Annotated in this window: 13 protein-coding genes; 12 read left to right on the top strand and 1 reads right to left on the bottom strand. The window is 62.7% G+C overall.

What is annotated here, in order from left to right; translation table 11 throughout:
* Window positions 1-59: 59 nt before the first annotated feature.
* Entirely contained in the window at window positions 60-578 is a 519-nt protein-coding gene (locus tag BW33_RS10575; protein WP_047598816.1) for a DUF2062 domain-containing protein, read from the bottom strand.
* Between the two features lie 136 nt (window positions 579-714).
* On the opposite strand from BW33_RS10575, the gene BW33_RS10570 reads away from it, so the two are divergent.
* The 12 genes from BW33_RS10570 (at window position 715) to BW33_RS10515 (ending at window position 12,312) form a co-directional block, all read left to right on the top strand.
* On the top strand, window positions 715-2,928 hold the full coding sequence (locus tag BW33_RS10570; protein WP_047598815.1) for a DNA internalization-related competence protein ComEC/Rec2: 2,214 nt from the start codon (window positions 715-717) through the stop codon (window positions 2,926-2,928).
* A 111-nt stretch (window positions 2,929-3,039) separates the two neighbouring features.
* Complete coding sequence (locus tag BW33_RS10565; RefSeq protein WP_007950766.1) at window positions 3,040-3,675, top strand: MotA/TolQ/ExbB proton channel family protein; 636 nt, start codon at window positions 3,040-3,042, stop codon at window positions 3,673-3,675.
* Window positions 3,672-4,100 (top strand): ExbD/TolR family protein, encoded by a 429-nt coding sequence (locus tag BW33_RS10560; RefSeq protein WP_027612340.1) that lies wholly within the window; start codon window positions 3,672-3,674, stop codon window positions 4,098-4,100. Before BW33_RS10565 ends, BW33_RS10560 begins: the two co-directional genes overlap by 4 nt.
* On the top strand, window positions 4,100-5,110 hold the full coding sequence (gene lpxK, locus BW33_RS10555) for a tetraacyldisaccharide 4'-kinase (protein ID WP_047598814.1): 1,011 nt from the start codon (window positions 4,100-4,102) through the stop codon (window positions 5,108-5,110). Before BW33_RS10560 ends, lpxK begins: the two co-directional genes overlap by 1 nt.
* A gap of 21 nt (window positions 5,111-5,131) precedes the next feature.
* Window positions 5,132-5,317: a Trm112 family protein gene (locus BW33_RS10550; protein WP_003174668.1), complete on the top strand. Its 186-nt coding sequence runs from the start codon at window positions 5,132-5,134 to the stop codon at window positions 5,315-5,317.
* The gene (gene kdsB / locus BW33_RS10545; RefSeq protein WP_047598813.1) at window positions 5,314-6,078 is read left to right on the top strand and encodes a 3-deoxy-manno-octulosonate cytidylyltransferase; all 765 of its coding nucleotides are present in this window, start codon (window positions 5,314-5,316) and stop codon (window positions 6,076-6,078) included. The genes BW33_RS10550 and kdsB overlap by 4 nt, the downstream gene beginning before the upstream one ends.
* Window positions 6,078-6,542, top strand: coding sequence for a low molecular weight protein-tyrosine-phosphatase (locus BW33_RS10540; protein ID WP_047598811.1), 465 nt, complete (start codon window positions 6,078-6,080; stop codon window positions 6,540-6,542). The genes kdsB and BW33_RS10540 overlap by 1 nt, the downstream gene beginning before the upstream one ends.
* On the top strand, window positions 6,539-7,558 hold the full coding sequence (gene murB / locus BW33_RS10535; RefSeq protein ID WP_047598810.1) for a UDP-N-acetylmuramate dehydrogenase: 1,020 nt from the start codon (window positions 6,539-6,541) through the stop codon (window positions 7,556-7,558). The genes BW33_RS10540 and murB overlap by 4 nt, the downstream gene beginning before the upstream one ends.
* Before the next feature lie 398 nt (window positions 7,559-7,956).
* A complete protein-coding gene (locus tag BW33_RS10530; RefSeq protein ID WP_047598809.1) occupies window positions 7,957-8,427 on the top strand; it encodes a (2Fe-2S)-binding protein in 471 nt (156 codons plus the stop codon).
* Complete coding sequence (locus BW33_RS10525; protein ID WP_047598808.1) at window positions 8,424-10,745, top strand: xanthine dehydrogenase family protein molybdopterin-binding subunit; 2,322 nt, start codon at window positions 8,424-8,426, stop codon at window positions 10,743-10,745. The genes BW33_RS10530 and BW33_RS10525 overlap by 4 nt, the downstream gene beginning before the upstream one ends.
* Window positions 10,745-11,725, top strand: coding sequence for an XdhC family protein (locus BW33_RS10520; protein ID WP_047598807.1), 981 nt, complete (start codon window positions 10,745-10,747; stop codon window positions 11,723-11,725). Before BW33_RS10525 ends, BW33_RS10520 begins: the two co-directional genes overlap by 1 nt.
* Entirely contained in the window at window positions 11,722-12,312 is a 591-nt protein-coding gene (locus tag BW33_RS10515; RefSeq protein WP_047598806.1) for a nucleotidyltransferase family protein, read from the top strand. Before BW33_RS10520 ends, BW33_RS10515 begins: the two co-directional genes overlap by 4 nt.
* Window positions 12,313-12,360: the final 48 nt, after the last annotated feature.

Genomic DNA, 12,360 nt, shown 5'->3' with positions numbered 1-12,360 from the left:
GGAGCTCAGGCCAGACTGCACAAAACAAAACGGCCTCCACTGCGGAGGCCGTTTTGCATTCAGCGCATGCGGCTTTTCTTGCGCCGCGCCCATTGCCGCGCCACCCACCAGCGCCAGTACAGCATCACCGTGAAGTAGGCGAGGATGCCGAGTAGCAGTCCGCATACCACTGACCCCAGCAAAAACGGTTGCCACATGGTCGATAACTCTCCGCTGATCCATTCCCAGGTCAACGAATCGGGCAGGGTGCGGGCGGGCACATTTATCAACCAGGCCCCGGTCTGGTACGTGCAGAAAAACACCGCCGGCATGGTGATCGGGTTGGTCAGCCAGACCAGGCTGACGGCAATCGGCATGTTGCCGCGCACGGTGATCGCCAGAGCGGCCGCCACCAGCATCTGCGCCGGAATCGGCAGGAACGCCGCGAACAGGCCGACGGCCATCGCTCGGGCCACCGAATGACGATTGAGGTGCCAGAGGTTCGGGTCATGCAGCAACTTGCCGAGAAAGCGTAAGGATTTGTGTTCCCTGATGCTCGTCGGATCGGGCATGTAACGTTTGAATAAGCGCCGGGGCATAAGGCTTCTCGGTCGGTTAAGGCGGCAAGTATGTCTGGATTCTACGAAGCGCCCATTCAGACTTTGTGACAATTGTTGACGACGACCCGCCTTCATACCAGCTAAGCCTAATGCAGGAACTCTCAAGGACGGGCTTATGCGCACAGGGATGATGGCGCTGGCAGTCGGTCTGCTGGTACCGGTTTTTTTGCCGGTTTTACCGCCGGTCGGGTTGATGATGTTGTTGCCGCTGGTGGGTCTGGTGTTGCTGCCGTTTCGCAGCTATCCCGTGGCGCTTCTGCTATTCGGTTTCACCTGGGCTTGCGTCAGTGCGCAGGGGGCGTTGAATGATCGGCTGCCCGCAGCGCTTGACGGCGAAACCCGTTGGGTCGAAGGGCGGGTGGTCGGCTTGCCGCAAACCAGCGACGGCGTGGTGCGTTTCGAGATGGCCGATGCTCGCTCGCGACACGAGAAACTGCCGTCGTTGATGCGTCTGGCGTGGTACGCCGGGCCGCCGCTCAACAGCGGCGAGCGCTGGCGGCTGGCGGTAAAGCTCAAACGCCCCGGTGGTTTGCTCAATCCCGATGCCTTCGATTACGAAGCCTGGCTGCTGGCGCAACGCATCGGCGCGACCGGCACGATCAAGGATGGTCAGCGCCTGGCCGAGGCCAGTCGGGCGTGGCGCGACAGCATTCGGCAACGCTTGCTTGAAGTGGACGCGCAGGGCCGGGGCGGTGCATTGGCGGCGCTGGTGCTCGGTGACGGCTCCGGGCTCAGTCGCGAGGACTGGCAGATCCTGCAGGACACCGGCACCGTGCATCTGCTGGTGATTTCCGGTCAGCACATCGGGATGTTGGCGGCGGTCATCTATCTGTTGGTCGCCGGGCTGGCGCGCTACGGCTGGTGGCCGCTGCGCTGGCCCTGGCTGCCTTGGGCCTGTGGGCTGGCGTTTGCCGCGGCGCTCGGTTACGGCTTGCTCGCCGGGTTTGACGTGCCGGTGCAACGGGCCTGCGTGATGGTCGGGCTGGTGTTGTTGTGGCGTCTGCGCTTTCGCCATCTCGGCGCGTGGTGGCCGCTGTTGCTGGCATTCGATGCGTTGCTGTTGCTCGATCCGTTAGCCAGTCTGCGTCCCGGTTTGTGGCTGTCGTTCGCCGCGGTGGGGATTTTGATTTTCACCTTCGGCGGGCGACTCGGTGCGTGGAAATGGTGGCAGACCTGGACGCGCGCGCAATGGCTGATTGCGCTGGGGCTGTGCCCGGTGTTGCTGGCGCTGAACCTGCCGATCAGCCTCAGCGGGCCATTGGCGAATCTGCTGGCGGTGCCGTGGGTCAGTCTGCTGGTGCTGCCACCGGCGCTGCTTGGCACGCTGTTGTTGCCGGTGCCTTACGTCGGTGCAGGCTTGCTGTGGCTGGCCGGTGGTTTGATCGACTGGCTGTTTCGCGGCTTGTCGCTGATCGCCGGGGTGTGGCCAGCGTGGATCTCGCCGTCGCTGCCGTGGTGGGGCTTGCTGCTCGGCAGTCTCGGCGCTGGGTTATTGCTGTTGCCGCGCGGGGTGCCGTTGCGACCGTTGGGCTGGCCGTTGCTGTTGATTCTGCTGGCGCCGCCTCGCGAGCGGGTGGCCGAGGGCCTGGCCGAGATCTGGCAGCTCGATGTCGGTCAGGGCCTGGCGATCCTGATCCGCACGCGTCATCACGCGTTGCTCTACGACGCCGGTCCACGCTTCGGCGATTTCGATCTGGGGGAGCGGGTGGTGCTGCCGGCGCTGCACAAACTGGGGGTCAACCGCATCGATCTGATGCTGCTCAGTCATGCCGACGCCGACCATGCCGGTGGTGCGCTGGCGGTATCGCGGGGCCTGAAAGTGACTCGGGTGATCAGCGGCGATCCGCCGGGGCTGCCGGCCATCCTGCGGGCCGAGGCCTGTGAAAACGGGCGCCAATGGCAGTGGGACGGGGTGCGTTTTCAGCTGTGGCAATGGTCGGCGGCCCATGACAGCAATCAGCGTTCCTGCGTGTTGCAGATCGAGGCCAATGGCGAGCGTCTGCTGCTGACCGGCGATATCGACACGGCTGCCGAACGGGTTTTGCTGGAGAGTCCGTTGGCGGTGCCGACGCACTGGCTGCAAGCGCCACATCATGGCAGCCGCAGTTCATCTTCGATGGCGCTGCTTCGGGCATTAAGGCCGCACTCGGTACTGATCTCCCGGGGACAGGGCAATTCGTTCGGTCATCCACACCCGCTGGTGCTCGCGCGCTACCGCCAGCAAGGGCTGCGCATCTACGACAGCGCGCAGCACGGCGCCATCCATCTGCGCCTGGGCAGCTTTCAGGCGCCGTGGCTGATGCGTCAACAGCGGCGTTTCTGGCGTTGAAACACCATTGATCGCGGGATTGCCGAATGCGGCATCAGGTCGTCGGGGCGGCGGGTCTTAATCGCGAACCGGTATGGTAAAGTGGCGCACTTTTTCGAGGGGACTGTCACTGTGTGGGAATTGGTCAAATCCGGCGGCTGGATGATGTTGCCGATCATTCTGAGTTCCATCGCGGCCATGGCGATTGTCGCCGAGCGCCTGTGGACCCTGCGCGCCAGCCGCGTCACCCCCGAGCATCTGCTGGGCCAGGTCTGGGTCTGGATCAAGGACAAGCAGCTCAATAAAGAAAAGCTCAAGGAATTGCGCGCCAACTCGCCGCTGGGTGAAATCCTCGCCGCGGGCCTGGCCAACTCCAAGCATGGTCGCGAGATCATGAAGGAGTGCATCGAAGAAGCCGCCGCGCGGGTGATTCACGAGCTCGAACGCTACGTCAACGCGCTGGGCACGATTGCCGCCATGTCGCCGTTGCTGGGCCTGCTGGGCACGGTACTGGGCATGATCGACATTTTCAGCGCCTTCACCGGTTCCGGCATGACCACCAACGCCTCGGTCTTGGCCGGCGGTATTTCCAAGGCACTGATCACCACCGCTGCGGGCCTGATGGTCGGTATTCCGGCGGTGTTCTTCCACCGGTTCCTGCAACGCCGCATCGATGAGCTGGTGGTGGGCATGGAGCAGGAAGCGATCAAACTGGTCGAAGTGGTGCAGGGCGACCGTGACGTCGATCTGGCCGGGGAAAAAGCGTGAAATTCCGTCGCAAACCCCGGGAAACGATCGACATCAACCTCGCGTCGCTGATCGACGTGGTGTTCATCCTGTTGCTGTTTTTCGTGGTGACCACCACCTTCACCCGCGAAACCCAACTGCGCGTCGATCTGCCGGAGTCGGTCAGCGGATCGCCCGCCGAAGACCAGCAGCTCAAGCAGCTGGACGTCGCGATCAGCGCCGAGGGCGTGTTCTCGGTGAACAACAAGATTCTGCCGAAAAACGACCTGGCGACGCTGATGGAAGCCATGCAGAAAGAAGCCAACGGTGACACCAACATGCCGTTGTCGATCAGCGCTGACGGCAAGACCCAACACCAATCGGTGATCACCGCCATGGACGCGGCCGGCAAGCTCGGTTTCAGCCATCTGCGCATGACCACGGTCGAGGCGGCGCCCAAATCCTGATGAGCCTGTCCGATCGTTTGCTCGCCGCGTGGTATCAGGGGCATCCGGCCCTGACGCTGCTGCGGCCGCTGGAATTGCTCTACCGCCGCGTGGTGGTCAACAAGCGTCAGCGCTTTCTCGCCGGTGAAGGCCAGATTTATCAGCCGCCGGTGCCGTTGATCGTGGTCGGCAACATTACCGTTGGCGGCACCGGCAAGACGCCGATGATCCTGTGGCTGATCGATCATTGCCGACGCGCCGGCCTGCGGGTTGGTGTGGTCAGTCGTGGTTACGGCGCCAAACCGCCGCACCTGCCGTGGCGGGTCACCGCCGAGCAGAGCGCCGACATCGCCGGCGACGAGCCGCTGTTGATCGTGCAGCGCACCGGCGTGCCGCTGATGATCGATCCTGATCGCAGCGCGGCGGTCAAAGCCTTGCTCGCCAGTGAACCGCTGGATCTGATCCTCTCCGACGACGGCATGCAGCATTACCGCCTGGCCCGGGATCTGGAGCTGGTGCTGATCGACGCCGCCCGTGGTTTGGGCAACAAACGCTGCCTGCCGGCCGGTCCGTTGCGCGAGCCGATCGAGCGCCTGCAAAGCGTCGATGGCGTGCTGTTCAACGGTGCCACTGCGGATCGTGAAGACGGTTTTGCCTTTCACCTGCAACCAACTGCACTGGTCAATCTGCGCAGCGGCGAGCGCAAGCCGCTGGCGCATTTTGCGCCCGGTCAATCGGTGCACGCGGTGGCCGGGATCGGCAATCCGCAACGTTTCTTCAATACCCTCGAAGCGCTAGACTGGCGAGCAGTCCCCCATGCGTTTGCCGACCACGCCGAATACAGCGTGCAGGCCTTGAATTTCACACCGTCATTGCCGTTGGTGATGACCGAAAAGGATGCGGTGAAGTGCCGTGCCTTCGCAGCAGACGACTGGTGGTACCTGGCGGTCGATGCCGTGCCGTCACCGGCCTTCGTGACCTGGTTCGACACCCAGCTGATGCGCCTGCTGCCCGATCATCTTTTGCCTTAACTCTTTATCCAGGGAATGTTCATGGACACCAAATTGCTCGACATCCTCGCGTGCCCGATCTGTAAAGGCCCGCTCAAGCTCAGCGCCGACAAGACCGAACTGATCAGCAAGGGCGCCGGTCTGGCCTATCCGATCCGCGACGGCATCCCGGTGATGCTCGAAAGCGAAGCGCGTACCCTGACCACTGACGAGCGTCTGGATAAATGACCACTGCTTTCACCGTTGTCATCCCGTCGCGTTACGCCTCGACCCGCCTGCCGGGCAAACCGCTGCTGGAGATCGCCGGCAAGCCGATGATCCAGCATGTCTGGGAACAGGCGAGCAAAAGCAGTGCCAGCCGTGTGGTGGTCGCGACCGACGATGCGCGCATCGTCGAGGTCTGCAAGGCGTTCGGTGCTGAAGTGGTGCTGACCCGTGAAGACCACAATTCCGGCACCGATCGTCTGGCGGAAGTCGCGGCGAAGCTGGGCCTTGCGCCGGACGCGATCGTGGTCAATGTGCAGGGTGATGAGCCGTTGATCCCGCCGAGCGTGATCGATCAGGTCGCGGCTAACCTCGCCGCCCACACCGAAGCGCGCATGGCCACCCTGGCCGAGCCGATCGAAGACGTCGAAACCCTGTTCAACCCGAACGTGGTCAAGGTCGTCAGCGACCTCAATGGCCTGGCGCTGACCTTCAGCCGCGCAACCCTGCCATGGGCCCGCGACGCGTTCGCCAAGAGCCGCGAGCAGTTGCCGGAAGGTGTGCCGTATCGTCGCCACATCGGCATTTATGCCTACCGTGCCGGGTTCCTCCAGGATTTCGTGAGCTGGGGCCCGTGCTGGCTGGAAAACACTGAATCCCTCGAACAACTGCGTGCCTTGTGGCATGGCGTGCGGATTCATGTCGCCGATGCGTTGATCGCGCCGCCGACCGGGGTCGACACCGTTGAAGACCTCGAGCGCGTTCGTCGCCTGCTGGGGGCTTGATGCGCGTTCTGTTCGTGTGCCTGGGCAACATCTGCCGTTCGCCTACTGCCGAAGGTGTGTTGCGCCACAAATTGCGCGCAGCGGGGCTGGCGGATCAGGTCGAAGTGGCCTCCGCCGGCACCGGTGACTGGCACGTCGGCAATCCGCCGGACAAGCGCAGCCAGGCTGCAGCCAAAGTGCGTGGTTATGACCTGTCGACGCAGCGCGCGCAGCAGGTCAGCCGCGCCGATTTCGCCAGTTACGACCTGATTCTGGCCATGGACAACAGCAACCTGCGCAACCTCAAGGCGCTGCAACCGCCCACCGGCAAGGCCGAGCTGGACCTGTTCCTGCGCCGTTATGCCGGGGTGGTCGATGAAGTGCCGGATCCGTACTACGACGGCGATCAGGGCTTCGAGCAGGTGCTGGACCTGATCGAAGCCGCCTGTGACCAACTGTTGATCGAAGTGAAGGGACGGTTATGAGTTTGCAGGTGCAACCCCAGGTTTCGCTGAAACCGTTCAACAGTTTCGGCGTCGACGTTCGCGCGCAGTTGTTCGCCGAGGCCCACAGCGATGCCGATGTCCGCGAAGCGCTGGCCTACGCGACTGCCCATGATGTGCCATTGCTGGTGATCGGCGGCGGCAGCAACCTGCTGCTGACTGCTGACATCCCGGCGCTGGTGCTGCGCATGGCGACCCGAGGCATTCGACTGATCAGCGATGACGGCAGCCGCGTGGTGATCGAGGCTGAAGCCGGCGAGCCGTGGCATCCGTTCGTGCAGCACACGCTGGCGCTGGGTTTTTCCGGTCTGGAAAACCTCAGCCTGATCCCTGGCACCGTTGGCGCTGCGCCGATGCAGAACATTGGCGCCTACGGCGTCGAGATCAAGGATGTGTTCGCCGGGTTGACCGCGCTGGATCGCCAGACCGGCGAACTGCGTGACTTCAGTCTGCAAGAGTGCAACTTCGCCTACCGCGACAGTCTGTTCAAGCAGCAGCCGGGGCGTTGGCTGATCCTGCGCGTGCGCTTCAAGCTTGATCGGGTCGCGCATCTGCATCTGGAATACGGCCCGGTGCGTCAGCGCCTGACCGAGCAGGGCATCGCGCAACCGACTCCCAGCGATGTCAGCCGTGCGATCTGCAGTATCCGCAGCGAAAAACTGCCGGATCCGGCGGTGCTCGGCAATGCTGGCAGTTTCTTCAAGAATCCGCTGGTATCAGCGGCGCTGGTCGAACAGATCAAGGCGCAGCATCCGGATCTGGTGGCCTATGCGCAACCGGACGGGCAGATGAAGCTGGCCGCCGGCTGGCTGATCGAGCGCGCTGGCTGGAAAGGTTTCCGCGAGGCCGATGCCGGCGTGCATAAATTGCAGGCGCTGGTGCTGGTCAACTACGGCACCGCGACCGGTCTGCAGTTGCTCGATCTGGCGCAGCGTATCCAGAAAGATATTGCCGAACGTTTCAATGTCGAGCTGGAAATGGAGCCGAACCGCTATTGAAGCTACGCTTCAGGTCGGTATCCAAAGCCCTGCACTGATAAAAAAGTGCAGGGCTTTTTTGTTAACGGTGGGTTAACTTAGCCAGCTAACGATAACCGTCATTTGCTTCACCAAAGGCCCGGTGCAGACTTTCGCGTCGGCACAAGAGAGCCCGTGGCCAGATGCAAATCAGCAAGCGATGAATTCTGTGGCGAGGGAGCTTGCTCCCGCTGGGGCGCGTAGCGGCCCTCGCTTCAAGCAAAGAACTGCTGCGCAGTTCAGCGGGAGCAAGCTCCCTCGCCACAGGTTCAGTGTTTGGCTTCACTGATGTGTATTGGCCCATTAGCCTGAGTCGATCTGCGTGAACCACCGCCAGTTCTGCTCGACCCCATAACCACCAAGAATATGCGGGCGTGCCCATGATTACCCTGAAACTCAATGGCCAGAACCATCAACTGGATGTCACCGAAGACATGCCGCTGCTGTGGGCTATTCGTGACGTCGCCGGTTACAACGGCACCAAATTCGGCTGCGGCATGGGCCTGTGTGGCGCGTGCACCATCCATATCGACGGCTTGCCGGCGCGCAGTTGCATCACGCCGATCGGTTCGGTGATCGGGCAGAACGTCAGCACCATCGACAATCTGCACGCCGATCCGGTTGGCCAGGTTGTCCAGCAGGCCTGGCTCGACAGCGCCGTGGCGCAGTGCGGTTTCTGTCAGGGTGGGCAGATCATGTCCGCCACCGCGTTGCTCAAGACCAACCCCAATCCGAGTGACGAACAGATCGAAGAGGCCATGGTCGGCAACATTTGCCGTTGCGGTACGTACAACCGGATCAAGACCGCGATCCGTCAGGCCGCCACTCACCTGAAGGAGGCCAAGGCATGAGCCGCTTGCCGAATGATTTCGCCCTGAGCAATCTCAGCCGTCGCGGTTTTCTCAAAGGCGTTGGCGCTACGGGCGCATTGGTGCTGGCCGCGAGCTGGGGCTGGCAGGATGCACTGGCTGAAGACGCGCCGAAGAAGTTCGGCGCTGATGGCATGCCCAACGGCTGGATTGACGATCCCAAGGTTTACGTCAGCATCGCCGCGGATGGCACGGTCACCGTGGTCTGCAACCGCTCGGAAATGGGCCAGGGTGTGCGCACCAGCCTGACCATGGTAGTTGCCGACGAACTGGACGCCGATTGGGCCAAGGTCAAAGTCCAGCAAGCGCCGGGTGACGAAGTACGTTTCGGCAACCAGGACACTGACGGTTCGCGCAGCATGCGTCACTGGTATGAACCGATGCGTCGTTGCGGCGCGGCGGCCCGGACCATGCTCGAACAAGCCGCCGCCACGCAGTGGCAGGTGCCGGTGGGCGAGTGCCATGCGCAGTTGCACAAAGTCCTGCACAAACCATCCGGTCGCGAGTTGGGTTACGGCGAACTTGCCGCCGCAGCCAGCGCGCTGGCGGTGCCGGCCCGTGACAGCTTGCGCCTCAAGCAGCCGTCGGAGTTTCGCTACATCGGCAAGGAAGGTACCAAAGCCATCGACGGTGCCGACATCGTCAACGGGCGCGCGGTGTACGGCGCCGACGTGCATTTCGACGGCATGCTCTACGCCACCATTGCCCGTCCGGCGGTGTACGGCGGCAAGGTCAAGTCGCTGGATGACAGCGCGGCGCTGAAGGTTCCGGGTGTGCTGAAGGTGATGCAGATCGAAAGCCGTCCGCTGCCTTCGGAATTCCAGCCGCTGGGCGGCGTAGCGGTGATTGCCAGCAACACCTGGGCGGCGATCAAGGGCCGCGAGGCGCTGAAGATCGAATGGGACGACGGCCCCAACGCCAGTTATGACTCGATCGCTTACCGCAAGGAACTGGAAGCGGCGTCGCGCAAGCCCGGCAAAGTGGTGCGCAACACTGGCGATATCGACAAAGCCCTGAACGGCGCTGCCAGTAGTCTCGAAGCGTCTTACTATCTGCCGCATCTGGCCCAGGCACCGATGGAGCCGATGGTTGCCATCGCTCGCTACGACAAAGGTGTGTGTGAAGCGTGGGCGCCGAGTCAGGCGCCGCAGGTGACTCGCGAACGCATCGCCGAGCGCCTGGGTTTGCCGTTCGACAACGTCACCTTCAACGTCACGCTGCTCGGTGGTGGTTTCGGCCGTAAATCCAAGCCGGATTTTGTGGTTGAGGCGGCCATCCTTGCCAAAGAGTTCCCCGGTAAAGCCGTGCGGGTGCAATGGACCCGCGAAGATGACATCCACAACTCGTATTTCCACACGGTGTCCGCCGAGTATCTGAAAGCTGCTGTCGGCAAGGACGGCATGCCGTCCGGCTGGCTGCATCGCACAGTGGCGCCGAGCATTACTGCGCTGTTCGCTCCGGGCATGAACCATGAAGCGGCGTTCGAACTGGGCATGGGCTTTACCAACATGGCCTACGCGATTCCCAGCGTGCGCCTGGAAAACCCCGAAGCCACGGTGCATACCCGCGTCGGCTGGTATCGCTCGGTGTCGAACATTCCTCACGGTTTTGCGATCCAGAGTTTCGTCGATGAACTGGCGCACAAGGCCGGCGTCGATCCGCTCCAATATCAGATCAAGTTGCTCGGCCCGGATCGTCAGATCGACCCGCGCACCTTGAGTGAGGAGTGGAACTACGGCGAATCCCCCGAACGCTACCCGATCGACACCGGACGCATGCGCACGGTACTGGAAACCGCGGCCAAGGCTGCCGGTTGGGGGCGTCAATTGCCCAAGGGCCGAGGTCTGGGTCTGGCGGTGCATTACAGCTTTGTCACCTATGTGGCGGCGGTGATCGAAGTCGAGGTCAAGGATGACGGCACGCTGATCGTGCACAAGGCTGACATCGCCGTCGATTGCGGGCCGCAGATCAACCCTGAACGCATTCGCTCGCAGTTTGAAGGCGCCTGTGTGATGGGCCTCGGCAACGCAGTGCTGGGTGAAATCAGCTTCAAGGACGGTAAGGTCCAGCAGGACAACTTCCACATGTACGAAGTGGCGCGCATGTCGCTGGCGCCGAAGGAAGTTGCCGTGCATCTGGTGACGCCGCCGGGTGACGTGCCGTTGGGCGGAGTCGGTGAGCCGGGCGTGCCGCCGATTGCGCCGGCGCTGTGCAACGCGATCTTCGCCGCCACCGGCCAGCGCATCCGCAACTTGCCGGTGCGTTATCAGTTGCAGGGCTGGCAGAAGGCGCAAGCCTGATGGACAGCGCCGATCTCAACGTCTTGCGCAGCGTGCTCGAATGGCGCCGCGCCGGGCAGCGGGTGGTGCTGTTCAGCGTGGTGCAGACCTGGGGCACCGCGCCCTGGGCACCCGGCGCGATGCTCGCGTTGCGCGGGGACGGCGTGGTGATCGGCTCGGTGTCGGGCGGTTGTGTCGAGGATGACTTGATCGCTCGCCTGCACGACGGGCGCATCGCCAGCGACGGCCCGCCAGTGCAACTGATTACCTACGGGGTGACCCGGGAAGAAGCCGCACGGTTCGGCTTGCCGTGCGGTGGCACGTTACGCCTGACCGAAGAACGGGTCGCTGATCCGGCATGGGTCGCCGAGTTGCTCGCGCGATGTGAAGCGCACGAGATTGTCGCTCGCGAGCTGAACGTCGAAACCGGTGAAGTTGTGCTGTCAGCGGCGAGCAAATCCGATGTGCTGGCATTCGACGGCAAGACTTTGCGCGCCATTTATGGCCCACGCTGGCGTCTGCTGTTGATCGGCGCCGGACAGCTGTCGCGTTACGTGGCGGACATGGCCCGGTTGCTGGATTTCGAAGTGCTGATCTGCGATCCACGCACCGAGTTCGTCTACGATTGGGAAGAGCACCACGGTCGCCTTGTCCCGGGCATGCCGGATGACGCGGTGTTGAGCATTCAGACGGACGAACGCACAGCCATCGTCGCGCTGACCCATGATCCACGTCTGGATGATATGGCGTTGCTCACTGCACTCGATTCGTCGGCCTTTTATGTCGGTGCACTCGGTTCGCGGGTCAACAGCCAAAAGCGTCGGGACAATCTGGCTCAGCTAGGCTTGTCAGAAGCCGCCATTGCGCGATTGCACGGGCCGATCGGTCTGCACATTGGCAGTCATTCACCGGCGGAGATTGCCCTGTCGTTGTTGGCGGAGATTGTGGCGATCAAGAACGGCGTCGAGTTGAAACAGAAGAAAGTCCTGGAGGGTGCATGAGTCGATCCATCGCAGTGATTGTGCTGGCGGCGGGCGAGGGCAGTCGTTTTCGCCAGGTCGCCGGTGCCGACAAGGACAAGCTGCTGGTCGATTGCGCCGGGCGCGATGGCGCGGTGCGCTCGGTGATCGAGCAGGTGTTGGTGAATCTGCCGGCCAATCTCGACCAGCGGGTGCTGGTGACCACTGAAGCGCGGCCGCAAGCCATGCGTATGGCGCAGGCCTATGGTTGTGAGGTGGTCTCGATTGAATCGACGGGGATGGGTGACAGCATTGCGGCGGGCGTTGCGGCTTGTCCGGATGCAGACGGATGGTTGATTGTGTTGGGCGATATGCCGTTTATCTTGCCATCGAGTATTGAGCGGGTGGTGGCGGCGATGGCCGACGACGCCGTGAGCGTACCGGTGCAGGACGGCGAATTTGGGCATCCGGTGGGGTTCGGGCGTTCGTTCGGGCCGGGGTTGCAGGCGTTGAGTGGTGATCGCGGCGCCAGGCCGTTGTTCAAGCAGGGGCGGGTGGTTGAAGTGTCGGTGGATGATCCCGGGGTGTTGTGGGATATCGATGTGCCAGAAGCGTTGGTGTTCAAGTAAAGCCAGATAAAAAGATCGCAGCCTTCGGCATAGGTCTCCTGTAGGAGC

Origin of the sequence: Pseudomonas sp. RIT288, assembly GCF_000631985.1 — a bacterium.
GTDB lineage: Bacteria > Pseudomonadota > Gammaproteobacteria > Pseudomonadales > Pseudomonadaceae > Aquipseudomonas.
This window is presented reverse-complemented; position numbering and strand designations above follow the sequence as displayed.

Coding starts and splice junctions, on each gene's coding strand:
- BW33_RS10575 (WP_047598816.1), bottom strand. CDS start 578: ATGCCCCGGCGCTTATTCAAACGTTACATGCCCGATCCGACGAGCATC.
- BW33_RS10570 (WP_047598815.1), top strand. CDS start 715: ATGCGCACAGGGATGATGGCGCTGGCAGTCGGTCTGCTGGTACCGGTT.
- lpxK (WP_047598814.1), top strand. CDS start 4,100: ATGAGCCTGTCCGATCGTTTGCTCGCCGCGTGGTATCAGGGGCATCCG.
- BW33_RS10550 (WP_003174668.1), top strand. CDS start 5,132: ATGGACACCAAATTGCTCGACATCCTCGCGTGCCCGATCTGTAAAGGC.
- kdsB (WP_047598813.1), top strand. CDS start 5,314: ATGACCACTGCTTTCACCGTTGTCATCCCGTCGCGTTACGCCTCGACC.
- BW33_RS10540 (WP_047598811.1), top strand. CDS start 6,078: ATGCGCGTTCTGTTCGTGTGCCTGGGCAACATCTGCCGTTCGCCTACT.
- murB (WP_047598810.1), top strand. CDS start 6,539: ATGAGTTTGCAGGTGCAACCCCAGGTTTCGCTGAAACCGTTCAACAGT.
- BW33_RS10530 (WP_047598809.1), top strand. CDS start 7,957: ATGATTACCCTGAAACTCAATGGCCAGAACCATCAACTGGATGTCACC.
- BW33_RS10525 (WP_047598808.1), top strand. CDS start 8,424: ATGAGCCGCTTGCCGAATGATTTCGCCCTGAGCAATCTCAGCCGTCGC.
- BW33_RS10520 (WP_047598807.1), top strand. CDS start 10,745: ATGGACAGCGCCGATCTCAACGTCTTGCGCAGCGTGCTCGAATGGCGC.
- BW33_RS10515 (WP_047598806.1), top strand. CDS start 11,722: ATGAGTCGATCCATCGCAGTGATTGTGCTGGCGGCGGGCGAGGGCAGT.